The organism is Roseibium sp. (assembly GCF_965233565.1).
Taxonomy (GTDB): Bacteria; Pseudomonadota; Alphaproteobacteria; order Rhizobiales; family Stappiaceae; genus Roseibium.
Genome location: NZ_OZ247494.1, coordinates 1821198 through 1838847 on the forward strand (window position 1 = coordinate 1821198; position 17650 = coordinate 1838847).

Genomic DNA, 17650 nt, shown 5'->3' on the forward strand with positions numbered 1-17650 from the left:
CTCCCCAACTGGTGGCATCAGTCTTTCCACGCCGTGTTGCACCAGCCAAATTCATCATAGTCTTCAAGACACTGGTCAACAAGCGACAGCATCTGGTCCATCGACCCGTCGCGCCGGGCAATCGCCGGCAGCTGCAGTTTGACCTCTTCGTGATTGCCGGCGTAATTGCGCTCGTAAAGCTCGTGCCGCCCGGCGAATTCCGAGCCGGTGGCGTCCCAGAGCAGCTTCATCAGCTTGATGCGATCTTTGTATCCGATGCCGTTGGAGCCGCGCACGTACCGTTCCAGGTACGCGTCGATCTCCGGGTTCTGAAAATCCTTCGCCGAGGACGGCAGATAGATCAGCGCGGACGCCACGATCTTCTGAACGATTTCCTTGACCCGGCCATAGGCATCGGGAGCCAGGGCGCGATAGGCCTGGGCCGCACTGACGCCAGGCAGAACGGCCCCGTCGGCGAACGGCTCCGGCGTCTTTGCCATCGCGTCCGACAGGGACCAGAACAGATGCCGGAGCGCGATCACCTCGCCCTGCAGCACCTGATTGCCGCGGAACTCGTCACCGCTTGTGATGTGCAGCGCCTTGGTCAGGAGACCGGCCAGAAAGTCGAGTTTGACCGCGAACCGGGTGCAGCCGTGAAAACAGGTCCCCTGCAGGTAGCCGGTGTCCATCAGAAAATCGATCGGCTTGTGCGCCGGACCGTGCACCAGGACGTTTTCCCAGGGCACAAAAGCATTGTCGAGCACGAGAATGGCGTCGTTTTCGTCGAACCGGGACGACAGTGGATGATCGAACGGGCTTGAGGCTTCGTGTGCGGCGAATTCGTAGGAATTGCGGCAGATCAGTTTGATGCCCGGTGTCGACATGTCGAGAAAGAACATGAACGCCGTCGGTGGCCCGTTGGTCTCCGAGACGGCATGGTGGCTGAGGAAATTGAAGTGTGTCAGGGCAGCCGAGGTCGCGACCACTTTGGCGCCCGACAGGTAGAGCCCGGCGTCCGTTTCCTTCACCACATGAACCAGGATGTCCTTGGCGTCGCTAAACGGCTTGGCCCTGTCGATGGGCGGATTGGCCACCGCATGGTTCATGAAATAGGTCCGCTCCTGCGCCAGGTGGTACCAGCGCCGGGCATTTGCCGCAAAGGGCCCGTAGTAGTCCGCATTCGCTTCCAGCGTGTTGACGATGGCGGCCTTGTAGTCGGGTGATCTGCCCATCCAGCCGTAGCTGAGTTTCGCCCATTCGGCGATGGCCTTTTGCTGGCCAAGCAGATCCTCAGCTGTTCGGGCCACCTTGAAATACCGATGGGTATAGCCAGTCGGATCGGCATCTGCCGGGGCAGTCAGGATGCCGGCGCCGCTGTCATGGTCGTCATGGAGCGCATCATACAGCCTGGCGAGGGATCGCACCGAGTTGCGGAAGGCGGGATGTTCGGTGAGATCGGTGACCCGTTCACCGTTGAAATAGACACAGCGCTGATCCTTGAGACTGTCGACAAATTCGCGTCCGGTCATCGGCGTGGCGGTCACCACCTCCGACCGCTCCACAGGATTGAGAGGTTCAACCGACATTCTCAACTCTCCCTTTTCCATCGTCCTGGCCGGAGGACCGTCCGGCCCGTCGCATCAGATCCGTAAGGTGCTTGCCGATGACGTCCAGCGCCGCCGGGGTCGTCATCTGGTGGTGGCCATGGTCCAGCATGCGTCTCTCGAAGCCCCCCCTGGTGAGGCGCGACCAGGGATCTTCTTCCAGCCCCATCATGGCCCAGCTTGATCCTGAAACGAAATGCACAAGCGGTGCGTTGATCGCTTCGGGACGGAAGCCATGCGCCAGCGTCGCGTTGTTGCGCGCGATCCGCAGCATGTTGTCGAAATCGGCAGCACCGAGATCCGAAAGAGGATGCGCGTTTTCCACCAGGAACCGCTTCAGATCCTCAAACGCCACATCGTCCGGCGCACGTCCTTGCGGGTCGAAGCCGATCATCTCGAAAAACGCCTGACGCGCGCCCTGATCGGAAAGATCCGGCAACGGATCGCCATCCTTCATCGGGTAACAGTCCAGCAGCGCAACCAGATCAACAGCCCGTCCACGCGCTTCCAGGTGCCAGGCCATTTCGAAGGCTGCCAACCCGCCAAAGGACCAGCCGAGCAACCGGACAGGCCCGTCCGGCCACAACCGGTTGACATGATCGATATAATCGGCCGCCATGGCATCGAGGGTGCGCGGCAGATCTTGCTCGCCTGCATATCCGCGGGCCTGCAAGGCCGCGACCGGGACGTCGTTTGGCAGAACCGACACCAGCCCGGCATAACTCCAGCCAAGCCCGAAACCGGGATGAACGCAGAAGAGCGGCGCTTCGCCGCCGGAACGTCTGATCTGAAGCACCGGTTCAAGGAGACCAGATTTGCGATCCTTGCCGAGAGACAGCAAACCCCGCACCGTCGGCGTTTCAAAAATGTCATGCAGGCTGACATCAAGACCAAGCCTGTCACGCATCTGAACCTTGAGGCGCGCCGCCAGAAGCGAATGGCCACCAAGTTCGAAAAAGCTGTCTTCCGGTCCGGCCGTCACCCCGGGCAGCAGATCCGAGAACAGATTGCAAAGCAGGGTCTCGCGCAAGGAGCGCGGTTCCGATGAACGGCTGGCGTGGTGTGGCGCCGGCAAGGCCAGACGGTTCACCTTGCCGTTGGGCGTCAGAGGAACGGCATCGATCATAACGAACTCCGCCGGAACCATATGGTCGGGCAGAAGCTGCTGAAGCGCCTTGCGCATCGCCTCCGGTTTCAGGTCGGCACCGGTTTCCGGCACCACATAAGCCACCAGCACGGGAGCCCCTCCCGGTCCCGGTCTGTCGATGACAACGGCGCGCGCAATGTTGGTCATTGCCGCTATCACTGCCTCGATTTCCGCTGTCTCGATCCGGTGTCCCCGGATCTTGACCTGTGCATCGCTTCTGCCGAGGAAGACCAGCCCTCCATCCGGCCTGCGGAAAACAACATCCCCGGTGCGATACATGCGAGCACCTGCGCCGGCGAAGGGATCGGCGACAAAGCGTTCGCTCGTCAGGTCGGCCCTGCCATGATAGCCGCGCGCAAGGCCCAGTCCCCCGATGTAAAGCTCTCCCGAGACCCCGTCCGCAACAGGCTGCAACGCCGCATCCAGCACATGAACCTGCGTGTTCCAGAGAGGGTGACCGATTGCCGGAGCCTCAGCAGTTTCGGGCAGGATCGTCTCCATCAGGGACCAGATCGTTGTTTCCGTCGGGCCGTAGAGATTGGTCACGGGGCCCGCCTCCAGAAGCTTTCCGGCCAGTTCCCCATCAAGCGCTTCCCCACCGGCCAGAATGCGCAAGGGCGGCAAGTCACCTGTCTCAAGCAAGGCACGCCACAAGGAAGGCGTTGCCTGCATGACCGATGGGCTGTTTCTCTCGATCCAGTCCGACAGGGCGTCGGTTTCCCGCTGCCGGCCGTCAAACAGAAGCACCGTCGCGCCTGTGAGTAAGGGGCCGAAGAGTTCCAGTCCGGCAATGTCGAAGCCGATTGTCGTTGCGCTCAGCAACCGGTCTTTTGGTCCCAAAGGAAGGGTCCGGGTGAGGCTGCAAAGAAGATTTCCCAGCCCCTGCCGTGTGACGACAACGCCCTTTGGCTTTCCTGTCGAGCCTGATGTGTAGATGACATAGGCTGGATGGCACGGATCGATGGGGACGCGCCGATGGTCATCCGTGGGCGGCAAAGCTGGTGCCGCCTGAAGCTCCGCCCTCGTCGCCGCCGAGTCCAGCTGCAGCACCCCACACCCGGCCAGCCCGTCTGCAAGCTCTATCGCCGTCGCGGCCTCGCTGAGCACAAGCCGGGGCGATGCATCGGCAAGCATCATGGCAATCCGCGCCGGCGGATAGGCCGGGTCCAGCGGCAGATAGGCCCCGCCCGTTTTCAGGACCGCCAGCATCGCGACGATCATCTCGGCAGAGCGCGGCAGCGCAATCGCCACAACATCTTCCGCGCCGACACCCCGCCCAATCAGAACATGCGCAAGCCGGTTGGCCCGCTCTTCGAGCGCGGCATAGCTAAGCCGCTCCTCACCGCTGACCACAGCCTCCCGGTCAGGATGTCTGAGAGCCGTTGCCGCGATCAGCTCCGTCAGATCGCCTGTCGGCAGATCATGTTCCGTCTCGTTCCAACGATCCTGCGCGCGCTGGCGTTGCTCCGGTGCAAGCGTCTCAAGGGCGCCCAGAAGTGCCTCCGGACGGGCGCTCATCTGCCGAAGCAGATGGCAGAGCTGCTCCAAGAGGCTCTGGCCGAGGTCCGCCCCGATCCGCTCCTTCCGGCAATCCAGCCGCAACAGCAATTGCGCGCCCGGCACCACCATCAGACTGGCCGGATAATGGGTCCGGTCGTGGACCTCCAGCCCCTGAATGGAAAGCCATTCTGCAGTGGAACCGCTCAGATCCTCCTGATCAGGATAGTTCTCGAACACAACCAGCGTGTCGAACAGATCCCCGAGCCCCACGGCGGCCTGGATCTCCGGCAGGCCAAGGTGCTGATGTGGCAAGAGGCGCGCCTGCGCGGCCTGCAGATCCTGAAGGAATGCGCCAACGGACTGCCGGGGTTGCGGCTGTGCCCGCACCGGCACCGTGTTGATGAAGAGACCGGCCATGGCCTCCACGCCGGCAATCTCCGCTGGCCGTCCCGAAACGGTCGCCCCAAAGACAAGATCCGTGCTGCCGCAGATCCGTGCGAGCAGCACGGCCCAGGCACCCTGAAGAACGGTGTTGAGCGTGATATCGAGCCCGCGGGCCAGCGCCTCCAGAGATCTGGTCGCCTCTGCGCTCAGCAAACTGTCGAAGCGCAGCACGTCCTCCGAGGCGTTTTTGTCCGCGGACGTTTGCCCATGGACAGAGGCAGCAAGCCGGGTCGGTTCGTCGAGACCGGAGAGCGCCGTCTGCCAGGCAGCACGCGCGGCGTCCTTGTCTTGGGCTTGCAGCCAGCCGAGATAGTGATCAAAAGGCACGACGGGCGGCAAGGACGCTGCCCCGCCTGCAGCATGGATCTGGTGCAGCTCACGCATCAGCACCGGCAGCGACCAGCCGTCGAGCAGGATGTGATGGTTGGTCAGGATCAGCTCGGAGCGGCCCTCAGGCAAGCGCACCAGCTGCGCTCTGAAAAGCGGCCCCTTCGCCAAGTCGAACGGCACCTTCCTGTCTTCGGCCAGCAACTGGTCAAGGGCCACCTTCGGGTCCTTGCTCTTCGTGAGATCCCGTTCCTGAAACGGCACGGCAACCTCCCCCAGGATCACCTGAACCGGATCACGCACGCCCTCATGGCAGAAGACGGCCCGCAAGGGGGCATGACGGGCGACGAGTGTCTGAAGGCTTGCGCGCAGTTCCCCTGCCTCCACCGGGCCGGCGAGAGACACCACCGTCTGGACCTTGTAGGCATCCTCACCCGTTTCCGCATCCATCAGCGAATGAAACAGAAGACCCGACTGCAAGCCCGTCAAAGGCCAGACAGCCGAAACAGACGACCCGTAGCGGTTGACCAGAAGGTCGACTTCGGACTGTGCCAGGGAAACCAATGCAAAATCGGCCGGCGTTTTTCCGCCTGCGTTCTGCCAAGCTGCATGTGAAGCCAGCCGTTTCAGTGCACTGTCCCAACAAGCTTCGAACTCGGCAGCATCAGAAGCGGACAAGTGCCGTGTGGCAAAACCAAGATCGGTCTGAAGACGATAGCCGTCGAGGTCCTCGATCGCCTGGCAGTCGATTGAAAGTGCATGCTCCAGCGGACTTGCCGCAGGAAACCCGCCGCGCAGACCGCCGAATTCAGAGGCTGCTGCCCAGTCGTGGTTTCGCCCGGCATCGAAACGGCCGAGATAGTTGAAGGAAATTTGCGCCTTTTGCCCCTTGGCGAGAAGACCCGCCGTCTCCTCATTCAGATAGCGCAACAGGCCGAAGCCGAGGCCGCGATCAGGCAGGCGGAGCGCCCTTTCCTTGGCCCTCCCGATCATGTGTTTCAGGACCCGGTCAGGCACATCGGCGATGGGCAGGTCCAGATCACATGGCTCCAGCCGCACCGGGTAAAGGCTCGTGAACCAGCCGATGGTTCGGCTGAGATCCGCCTCACCGAACGCCTCGCGCCCGTGACCTTCGACATCGCAGAGAATGGCTGCACCGGTGAAAGCGGTTCGTTTTCTTAAGAAGGCACCGAGCGCGAGGCTGAGCGCGGTCAGCAGAATGTCCTGCGGGTTGCAGGCATAAAGAGCCGGTAGGCGGGTCAGAACCTGCTCCGTTCTGGCAGAATCGAGTGTCGCGTGTCGCAAGCCAAGGGTTGCAACGGTATCCAGGTCTCGGTTGAACGGCTCCACAAGAAGCGAGGCAGTGTCAGCGCTTGTCACCTCCTGCCAATAGCCGCATTCCCGAAGGCGTTGCTCCGAGCAAGCGTCCTGTTGCAAGAGCCGTCCCCAATCCTGAAAGGATGTCGATGCGGGCTCAACCGAGACAGACCGGCCCGCGCTCCAATCCTTCCAGGCTGCCTGCAAGTCATCGGTCAGGATCCGCCAGGAAACACCGTCAATGACGAGATGATGGGCGCATAACAGCAAAAGGTCCGGGGCGCCGTTTTCCCGCCGGCACCAGGTCGCATTGAACACCGCTCCGTCAGCGACAGATAAGGCCGAAACGGCGGCTGCATTCGCCTGCTCCAGGCGCTGCGCCACATCCAACCTCGTGTCGCAATCGGTCAGGTCGAGCGTTTTGAGGGGAACAATCTCCGGCCTTTCTGCAAGAGGCTCTATGCGCAGGTTTCCAAGACCGTCTGAAGCCTTCAAACGCAGCATCTCATGCTGACGCAACAAGGCTGCCAGCGCGGTCTTCAAAAAGCTGCCGTCTGCGCCTTCCGGGAGTGTCAGGCAGACCGATTGGAAAAAGCCGTCGACCGGACCACCTTGCTCGGAAAACCAGCGCATGATCGGCGTCAACGTAACGGTCCCACCGCTGGACGAGGTGTTTCGAACCGGGCGGTCAATGTTGAGCGGGTGGACAACACCGGCCAGTCTTGCAACTGTCTTCTGCTCGAAAACATCCCTGGGCGACGTCAGCCAGCCCGCCTTGCGCAAGAGACTGACCAGCCGGATCGCGGAAATACTGTCACCGCCGAGCGCAAAGAAGCTTTCTTCCGGTGCAACTGCCGCAAGACTGAGCGTTTCAGCGAAAGCGGCCGACACCGCCTGTTCCACCGGGGACAGCTCCCGCGACACGGCATTGCGTTCCGGACGGCTGGGTGCCGGCAAGGCCTTGCGATCGATCTTGCCGTTCGGCAAACGCGGCAAATAGGGCAGAAGGTCGATCTGTGCGGGCACCATGTAATCCGGCAGGCGGTCGTCGCAATACCGCAACAGCTCATCTGCATCCGGCTCGATTGTTTCCGGACCGATCACATAGGCAACCAGTCTGGCCCCTCCCTGCGGGTCCCCATAGACGCTGACCAGACATTGGGCGACGTCTGCCCTTTGCAGCAGAACCCGTTCGATTTCACCCGGCTCGATGCGCCGTCCCCGGATCTTGACCTGCGTATCGCTGCGGCCAAGGAAGAAGAGCGCGCCATCGGCACCGCGGTAGACCCGATCCCCAGTCCGGTACATCCGGGCACCGGTTCCGGCACTGGCACCGGCAAAGGGATCTGCAAGAAACCTCTCGGCCGTCAGGGTGGGCTGGTTCTGGTATCCCCGAGCAAGACCGATGCCGCCAATATAGAGATCGCCCGCGACGCCGTGACCGACAGGCTGCATGGCCTCATCAAGCACATAGAGCTGCGTGTTCCAGATCGCGTCGCCAATCGAGGCAATGCCTTCAGGATGACCGGAAGACATCGGCTGGCTCATGGAGCCGCACACCGTGACCTCTGTCGGACCATAGGCATTGATCAGCCGGCACCTTGCCGCCCATCGCCGGACCTCCGCAACGCCGATGGCTTCGCCTGCCGTCACCAGAACACATCCTTCCGGCAGATCGTCTACCGCCATCACGCCCAAAAGGCTGGGAGACAGCGTGATATGAGAGATTGCCTCCTCCTGCATGAAGGCTTTCAGCGTAACCGGATCGGTAAAAGCGACTCTCGGCCAGATCACCAGTGCCGCCCCGGCGACAAGGGCCGTCGAGACTTCTGAAAACGCCGCATCAAAACTGAAGGAGGCAAACTGGGCCACACGTGAGGTCGCCGAAATGTCAAACCGTTCATTCTGCGCAAGTGCCAGATTGCCAAGCCCCTGCCGCGTGACGACAACGCCCTTCGGCTTGCCGGTAGAACCGGACGTGTAGATGACATAGGCCGGATGGCGCGGATCGATGGGGATCCGCCGATCCTTGTCCCCGGGTGATCTGACTGGCGAGGTCTCAAGCGCCGCCCTCGTCGCCGACGCGTCCAGCAGCAGACGCTCACACCCGGTTAGTCCGTCTGCAAGCTCTGCTGCCGTCCCGGCCTCGCTCAGCACAAGTCGGGGCGATGCATCGGCCAGCATCATGGCAATCCGGGCTGGCGGATAGGCCGGGTCCAGCGGCAGATAGGCCCCGCCCGTTTTCAGGACCGCCAGCATCGCCACGATCATGTCAGCGGAACGCGGCAGCGCAATCGCCACGACATCTTCCGCGCCAACACCCCGCCCAAGAAGAACATGCGCCAGCCGGTTGGCCCGCTCCTCGAGCGCGGCATAGCTGAGCCGCTCCTCGCCGCTGACCACGGCCTCCCGGTCCGGATATCTGCGGGCCGTTGCCGCGATCAGCTCCGTCAGATCGCCCGCTGGCAGATCATGTCCCGTCTCGTTCCAGCGATCCTGCGCGCGCTGCCTTTGCTCCGGTGCCAGCGTCTCAAGGGTGCCCAGAAGAGCCTCCGGACGGGCGCTCATCTGCCGAAGCAGATGGCAGAGCTGCTCCAGGAGGCTCTGGCCGAGCTCCGCCCCGATCCACTCCTTCCGGCAATCCAGCCGCAACAGCAATTGCGCGCCCGGCACCACCATCAGGCTGGCCGGATAATGGGTCCGGTCGTGGACCTCCAGCCCCTGGATCGAAAGCCCTTCTTTGGAGGAACCGCTCAGATCCTCCTGATCGGGATAGTTCTCGAACACGACCAGCGTGTCGAAGAGGTCCCCGAGCCCCACGGCGGCCTGGATTTCCGGCAGGCCGAGATGCTGATGTGGCAAGAGGCGCGCCTGCGCGGCCTGCAGATCCTGAAGGAATGTGCCGACGGATTGACGGGGCTGCGGCTGTGCCCGCACCGGCACCGTGTTGATGAAGAGACCGGCCATGGCCTCCACGCCGGCAATCTCGGCTGGTCGCCCGGAAACGGTCGCCCCAAAGACAAGGTCCGTACTGCCGCAGATCCGTCCGAGCAGAACGGCCCAGGCGCCCTGAAGCACAGTGTTGAGCGTGATGTCGAGCCCGCGGGCAAGCGCCTCCAGGGATCTGGTCGCCTCTGCGCTCAGCAAACTGTCGAAGCGCAGCACTTCATCCGGCGCGTTTTTGTCCGCAGACATTTGCCCATGGATGGAGGCAGCAAGCCGGGTCGGTTCGCCGAGACCGGAGAGCGCCGTCTGCCAGGCAGCACGCGCGGCCTCCTTGTCTTGGGCTTGCAGCCAGCCGAGATAGTGATCGAAAGGCACGACGGGCGGCAAGGACACTGCCCCACCCATTACATGGATCTGGCACAACTCGCGCATCAGCACAGGCAGCGACCAGCCGTCGAGCAGGATGTGATGATTGCTCAGGATCAGCTCCGCCCGGCCCTCCGGCAAGCGCACCAGCTGCGCTCTGAAGAGCGGCCCCTTCGCCAGGTCGAACGGCACCTTCCTGTCTTCGGCCAGCAACTGGTCAAGGGCAGCCTTCGGGTCCTTGCTTTGCGTGAGATCCCGTTCCTGAAACGGCACGGCAACCTCCCCCAGGATCACCTGAACCGGATCGCGCACGCCCTCATGGCAGAAGACGGCCCGCAAGGGCGCATGACGGGCGACGAGTGTCTGAAGGCTGGCGCGCAGCTCCTCTGCCTCCACCGGGCCGGCAAGAGACACCACCGTCTGGACCTTGTAGGCATCCTCGCCCGTTTCCGCATCCATCAGCGAATGAAACAGCAGACCCGATTGCAGACCCGTCAAAGGCCAGACAGCTGAAACAGACGGCCCGTAGCGGTCCAGGATCTCGGCCCGTTCGGCCGCGTCGAGCCAGCCATCCTTGAGACTTGTATCGCTCTGCTCGGTCTCTTTCTTGACAGTGGCCTTGGCAAGGGCCTCCGGCGTCTTGCATTGAAAGACATCTTTGGCAGAAAAGATCAGACCCTGTCGCCGCGCGCGGCTGACCAGCTGGATCGACAGAATGCTGTCGCCGCCGAGCGTGAAAAAATTGTCCGCCGGACCGACCACCGGCAAGCCCAGGACATCGGCGAAGAGCCCGCAAAGATCGGCTTCCAGTCCTGCTTTTGCCGCCCGCGATGTTTCACCTTGAATGTCCGGCGCCGGCAGTCTGGACACATCGAGCTTGCCGTTGGTCGTGAAGGGCAGCTGGTTCAGCGGAACAAAATGGGCTGGCACCATGAAGGCGGGCAAGGCCTCGGCCAGATGCGTGCGCAGCGCCAGGAGATCCGGGGCAGTTTCACCCGCCGCAACAACATAGGCGAACAGCTTCTTCTCGCCCGGCCGGTCCTCACGCACGATCACGCTGCACTGGCCAATATCGGGATTGGCACCAATCGCGTTTTCAATTTCCTGGGGCTCGATGCGAAAGCCGTTGATCTTGACCTGGTGATCCGCCCTGCCAACGAAGGTCAGCAAGCCGTCGCTGCGCCAGCGGACGAGATCACCGGTGCGATACATCCGCTCGCCCGCCGGTCCGAAAGGATCGGCGACAAACCGCTCTGCCGTAAGACCCGTTCTGCCGAGATAACCGAGTGTCAGGCAATCCCCAGCCAGATAAAGCTCACCCACCATGCCGAAGCCGACAGGCTGCAAGCGATCATCCAGAATGCGCACCTGGCAATTGTCGCGTGGCAATCCGATCGGAACCTTGTAGGCGTCGGCCTCCAGTGACCGCATCGCATGCCAGGTAACGAATGTGGTGCCTTCTGCCGGACCATAGCCATTGACGAAACGGGTATCGGGTGCCGCAGACGTTGCCCGGCGAAGGGCCTCTGCTGACGCCGCCTCGCCGCCGATCAGGACAGATTTGAGCGGCCGGAAGGCAGCCGGTTTTTCCCCGGCAATGATGTTGAAGAGCCGTGTCGTGATACAGGCGGCTGTTATCTGATGCGTCGCGATGAGGCGGCTGATTGTTTCGGCGTCCAGAAGTCCGGGCGGTGCCACGAACAGCTCCTGGCCGAGCATCAGCGGCGTCCAGATTTCGTAGGTCGAGGCATCGAAGGCATAGGGGGAATGCAACAGCACCCGCTCGTGCGATCCTTCCGGCCAGCACCCGTCCAGCGCCAGCGCCTGTATGTTGCGGTGGCTGATCGCGATGCCCTTCGGCCGGCCGGTCGACCCGGACGTGAACAGGACACACGCGATCTGGGCCGCCTGTGTTTTCGGCAGGGCGCTATCCGGATTGCCCGCCTGCAGGTCGCGAAAGGGGATGCAGTTGGCCGTCACCCCAATAGCCGACCCGTCCTTCGGACCATCGATCAGGACAAGGCTGGCAGCTGTATCCGCGACGAGCTGCTCCAGCCGCTGCGGCGGATCGTTGCGATTGAGCGGCACATAGGCAGCGCCTGCCTTTACAATGGCAAGCGTTGCAACCACCAGATCGATGGATCGCTCCATGAACACTGCAACACGGTCACCTGGTTCTACGCCGCGCGAAACGAGGTTGCGCGCCACCAGATCGGTGCTGCGCTCCAGATCCTTGTAGGAGAGCGCGAAGGCCTCGTGGGCAAGCGCTGTCTTGTTGCCGTGCCGGGCTGCAAGCGTTCTGAACCGCTCAACAAGCGAGACTACGGCGTCCGGCCTGACCACCTGCCGGCCCTGGCTGCGCGAAGCGACATCGGCGAGTTCCGCAAAATCGGTCATCGTCAGAGTGTCCAGCCGGTCGTCCGGATCCTGAACCACTGCGTCGAGAAGGTTCACAAAACGGCGCGCAATCCAGGTGGCGCTTTTCTGGTCCAGCAAATCCGTGCGGAACTCGATCCGTCCGAAGATGCCGGCCAGCGCTCCTTTTTCATCGCGGCGAGCTGTCAAGTCGAAGGAGAGATCAAACTTGGAAGCGATCACCGGCACGTTGAGGGGTGTCGCCGCCAGTCCGGGAATGTCGAGCGACGCTGGTCCTTCCATGTCGAGGGCGAGAACCAACTGGAACAGCGGATGGTAGGACAGGTCCCTTTCGGGCCTCAGGTCATCGACCACGGTTTCAAACGGCACGTCTCTACGCTGATAGGCCCGCAGGCTCCGCTCACGCGTGGCAAGCAGAAGATCGCGAAAACTCGGCCGGCCCGAAAGATCGTTGCGAAGCGCCAGCATGTTGACGAACAGACCGGCTGTTTCTTCAAAGGCCTTGTCAGGACGGCCCTCCACCGGCGTCCCGATGACGATGTCCTCACCGGCGCCTAGCCGGAACACGGTCGTGGCGAGCGCCGCCTGAAGCACCATGAAGAGGCTGGTGCCGGTCTCCGCAGCCAGTGCCACCAGCTGCTGGTGAAGCCGCGCCGGCAGATCAACTGTAACCTCATCCCCCAGCCAATGGGCCGTCTGGCGACGCCCTTCTGCACACGGCAGGTCCAGACACTCCGGCGCAGCTTCAAGATCGGCCTTCCAGTCTGCAAGGTATCGCTGCGCATCTGCGGCCCCTGCGTGTTCGAGCCAATCCTGTTGCCAGACTGCGAAATCCGCATAGGCGACTAACGGGCGGGCCCAGTCCGGCCGCTCCCCCTTCCGTCGAGCGGCAAAGGCTGTCTCGAAATCCGCCAGAAGCAGGTTGATGGCGCCGCCATCGACCGCGATGTGATGAAGCACGATCTGCATCAGATGAGATTCTGAAGATCCTGTAGCGGCCGGTTCCAGATAAATCCGGATCGGCAGGTCTCGGGTCAGATCGAAGGGCAACGCCACCCGTTTACGCCGCGCCTCTTCCGCGTTTTGAAGCGCTGAAGGCGATACTCTGAAGACGTCGCTTTCAGGCCAGGTCGCCAGAATGGTCTGAAAGGGCGCGCCATCTTCATCTTCAAGATAGAGCGTTCTGAGCACCTCGTGCCGGTCGATCACATCCGTCCATGCCCGGCGCACTGTGTCGGGCTTCAAGGCACCATCGAGGCGGTAGGCATAGGTCAGCGCGTAAGACGCATCCTCCGGGTGCAACCGGTTCAGGAACCAGAGCCGCGTCTGGGCAGATGACAGGGGCAGCTTTGCCGGGCGCGGCTGCAGCGCAAAGGCGGCTGACTTTGATCCCGCTTTCTCGACAAGACGAGCAAGTTGTTGCGGCGTCGGAGCATCGAATACCTGAGCAGGTTCGAGCGACACGCCAAGCCGGTCCTGAAGCCGATAGGCAAGGCGCGCGGCCAGAAGAGAATGCCCTCCAAGAAGGAAGAAGTGATCCTCCGGGCCTACTCTCTTGAGGCCCAGCAACTCCGCGAAAAGATGACACAGCATTTCCTCCAGCGAGGTCAATGCTGCGCCACCTTCTGAAAGCGCCTGAGGCTCGGGGTCCGGCAAGGCCGCTCTGTCGAGCTTGCCGTTGGGCATCAACGGCAGCTCGGACAGTGTCACGACGGCCGACGGCAGAAAGGCTGGCGGCAATTGCACAGAGAGGTCCCGAAGCAGTTTCGGGACATTCTTTTCTGCCCCCCTGGTCCAGACGACATAGCCAGCAAGATAGACACTGCCGTTTTCCCGCCTCTTTGAGACAACCGCAGAACGGGCAATCGCCGGCAAGGCGTCCAGTGCGGCGGCAACTTCGCCGGGTTCCACCCGCACACCGCGGATCTTCACCTGGTGATCGCTCCGGCCGAGATACTGATACTCACCAGAGGGCAACCGGCGTGCAACATCGCCTGTTCGATAAAGAAGGGCGCCCGGCGGCCCGAACGGAGAGGCAACAAACCGGTCCGCTGTCCTGTCCGGCTGGCGATGATAGCCGAGGGCCAGCCCCTCGCCGGCCAGATAAAGCTCCCCGGCATCACCTTCAGCGACTTCGGCAAGATTTCCATCGAGCAGGAACACCTCCGTCCTGCGCACCGGCTTGCCGATCGTGACGGGTTTTCCTGAAACACAAGCCGCCCAGAGACTGTCGCCGGCCGCCTCGGAAGCGCCATAGAAATTGTAAAGCCGGGCAAGCGGCAGCTTTTCACTGAAGCTGTCGAGCAGACTCGTGGGCAGCGTTTCCCCGCTCGTGATCCAGCTTCGGCAGTCCGACAGATGGTGCAGACAGTCGTCCTCAAGCAAGGAGGCGAGAAGACTGGGCACGACGGTCAGCCTCGTGACGCCAAAGTGTTCGACGGCTTCCGCAAGGCGGCGGGGATCACCGGTCACCGGGCCCTCCGGGACGACGACGGCACTGCCATTGGCCAGTGCGCCCAGCAGCTCCGTCGATCCGTCAATGAAATTGAGCGAGGTCTTGAAGAGCGTCCGTTCCCCCTCTTGAAACGGCAAGGCTTCGCCGATCCAGAGAAGGCGGTTGACCAGGGCCCGTTGTCGCCCGAGCACCCCTTTCGGCCGCCCTGTGGAGCCGGACGTATAGACCAGATAGACCGGATCATCCTGGCTGGATGGCCTGATCAGATCTTCCGCGGTTGGCTCATTGCCAGGCAGCGAGTCGATAAGCGAGCGAACATGTTCCTGCCCGATGGCTAGGATCCGGTCGCTCATGCCGGCAGCTGCTGCAATTTCCAGCGCGGAGGGTCCGCAGATGATCAGATCGGGCTCGGCATCTTCCAGCATCATGACCAGCCGCCCTGCCGGATAGGACGGGTCAAGGGGCATGTAACAGGCACCGGTTTTCAATATCCCGAGCAAGGATACGACGAGGTCGGCACCTGAAGGACAGCCGAGCGCCACGATCTTGCCCGGCCCGATACCCTGCCGGATCAGATGCCACGCAAGCCGGTTTGCCTGGCGGTCCAGTTCTTCAAAGCTCACCGATGTCTGGCCGATGAGCAGCGCAGTTTGATGGGGACGTGCACGCACCTGGCTTGCAAACAGATCCGCAACACAATCCATAGACTTCTGCGACAAGGTATCAGGATCCGCGCACGGAGCCCCCGCTGCGGCACTCCTGGCCGTCACAGCTCTGGAAATCGGGTCGCGGGGCGCCATTCAGATCAACTCCGTTGGAGGCTCGCCAGATCACATGCACAGGTTTGCGTTGGCCCCGCTGATACCGCGGGGCCGGTCTCTTCAGGTTTGCAGTCCCAGTCTTTGTCTGAGGGAGAGCGGTCCCGAAGCCGCCTCCGCCACATGTCCTCGCTCGCGCAGGATGGGCACGACCGACCGGGAAAACTCGTCGAAACTTCCCGGAAAATGGGTTGGGGTGATCACGAAACCGTCGCAGGCCCCGGCAAGGAAATAGCTTTCCAGCTGGTCGGCCACCTGCTCGGGCGTCCCGACAAGACGCGGCGTTGAAGTGCTGCGCGCCATGCGGATGGCAATCTCGCCGAGCGTCCAGTCGTGGTCCGCATCTTCCTGCCGGATCCGTTCAAGCCAGGGGAACGCCGCACCGCCGTCCACGGCCGCTTTTTGAGCCGACGGCCCGTTGGCGCGTTTCAGCACATCTTCAATCGGTGTCTCGGGGCAAAACCCGGTTGCGTCAAGGCCGAGCATGCCGGACAGAAACGCGACGGCGACGTCGGTGTGGATGAGCTCGTCCAGATAGTCAGCCCGCGCCCTGGCGATGGCTTCCGTCTCGCCGATCACGGGCTGGACCGCCGTCAGAAGAAACAGTTTCTCCGGATCGCGACCGAGTTCAGCCGCCCTTCGGCGCACATCGGCGCGCAACTCGGACATGCCGTCCGCGTCGGCCTGGATCGCAAAGATGACGTCCACCCATTTTGCGGAAAAATCCCGGCCGCGCGGCGAGACGCCCACACTCATCAGGATCGGTTCTCCGGCAGGGCCTGCCGGCAGCGATAAAGGACCGCGTAACTTGAACAGGTCTCCGTCGTGATCGATCGGTCTGACCTTGTCGGTATCTGCGTAGATCCCGGCGGCTTTGTCGGCGACCATGGCGTCCTGGTCCCAGGACTGCCAGAGGCTTCTGCAGATCTCCAGTGTCTCTTCGGCCCTGTCATAGGATTCCGGAGACGTGAGTTTCGGGAAGTGACCGAAATTGTGCCCGTTGCTCGGACCGGCTGACGTGACGACATTCCAGGAGATCCGACCGCGGCTGAAGTGATCCAGCGTGCTCAAGGTGCGCGCCAGATGATAGGGTTCCATGAAGGTCGTGGACAGGGTGACCGTGAAGCCGAGCGACTGTGTGACGGAAGCCATCAGTGAAACGAGCTGGCTCGGATCATGCCGGATCGCACCAACTGCGCCGCGCTTCAGGAAGGTTTCGTAGTCGTCATTCAGGCCGGTCGTCACGCTCAGGGATTCAGGAATGAACGCCAGATCAAACCCGCCGCGCTCCAGCGTGACGGCCGTGTCCTTGAACAGGTCCGGATCGCAATAGTCGGTCTCGCTGTAAGGGTGCCGCCACATCCCGGCGAAGTGACTGCCGGGAACGAGGATATACCCGGCCAGGAACATGCGGCGACTGGCAATATCTGAAACCAATTCGGCCCCCTTCAAGGCGTTAGAAGGAACGACTCACTTAAACTTTAAATTGCATCCTTTCAGTCTCCACATTCTTTCCTTAACGGCAAGATAAATCACGCCGCTGATTTTCCACCAAAAAATTTGTTAAATTTCCTTAACAAACTGACAAGTCAAAGACGTGCAGTTTATTTACTTACCCTCCTGAAAACCAGAAGCGTATTGCCATACCACAGTCTTGGTATTTCCATATCTTCGACAAGGTCAAATCCTGAATTCAACACCTGCTTCCTCAACTCGGCTGTCTTGACCTGCGTCACCCATTCACCGGAGAAGATGTAGTCGTCGAGATTATGCGCCAGGCGGCGCCAGTAGGGCCCTTCGACCATATCCTTGAACAGGAAAATCCCGCCTGGAGCCACCCGCTCCAAGGACTGGTCGACGGCCCTGGCCCGATCCTTTTCGGCAATGTGATGCAGAACATCGATCATTGTCACCACGTCGAACTGCTCGCCGGGAAGATCTTCAAACCCATCAATTTTCCGGAAGGCCACCTGGCCACCCTGCCCCGTGCGCCCGGTTGCCGTGCGCGCAGAGACAAGCGCACCTTCATGGACGTCACAACCAACCGCTTCACGAATTCTGCCCGCGGCGAGCAAGATCGCCAAGAGCGCACCATTCCCGCTCCCCACATCAAGCAGCCTGGCCCCCTGAGGCACATGCCGTTCGATCTCATCGAAAGGGCAGACATAGGGCCGCGCCGAAATCAGGCGGCGCAACATCTTCGGCTCGTAATCGTAGAGATCGTAGAGGAACCGGCTTAGTTCGCGCCGGTCGAAACTGAATGTTCCCGAACTGGACGCCACCACCCGCTCCTTCAGTCTCGAAAGCCCGGCACCTCGGCCGGGCCATTAACCACAAGTTGCGATGACGCAACGCAATGCAAGACGACTTA

General features: G+C 62.0%; 4 protein-coding genes. All 4 read right to left on the reverse strand.

Features of this window, described 5'->3' with window-relative positions; genetic code table 11:
- Window positions 1-17: 17 nt before the first annotated feature.
- Complete coding sequence (locus ACO6TG_RS08570) at window positions 18-1565, reverse strand: 4-hydroxyphenylacetate 3-hydroxylase N-terminal domain-containing protein (protein ID WP_422377787.1); 1548 nt, start codon at window positions 1563-1565, stop codon at window positions 18-20.
- The gene (locus ACO6TG_RS08575) at window positions 1555-15180 is read right to left on the reverse strand and encodes an amino acid adenylation domain-containing protein (protein ID WP_422377788.1); all 13626 of its coding nucleotides are present in this window, start codon (window positions 15178-15180) and stop codon (window positions 1555-1557) included. The genes ACO6TG_RS08570 and ACO6TG_RS08575 overlap by 11 nt, the downstream gene beginning before the upstream one ends.
- A gap of 162 nt (window positions 15181-15342) precedes the next feature.
- Entirely contained in the window at window positions 15343-16716 is a 1374-nt protein-coding gene (locus ACO6TG_RS08580; RefSeq protein WP_422377789.1) for an NtaA/DmoA family FMN-dependent monooxygenase, read from the reverse strand.
- A gap of 167 nt (window positions 16717-16883) precedes the next feature.
- A complete protein-coding gene (locus tag ACO6TG_RS08585) occupies window positions 16884-17561 on the reverse strand; it encodes a class I SAM-dependent methyltransferase (protein WP_422377790.1) in 678 nt (225 codons plus the stop codon).
- Between the last annotated feature and the right edge of the window lie 89 nt (window positions 17562-17650).

Coding starts and splice junctions, on each gene's coding strand:
- ACO6TG_RS08570 (WP_422377787.1), bottom strand. CDS start 1,565: ATGTCGGTTGAACCTCTCAATCCTGTGGAGCGGTCGGAGGTGGTGACC.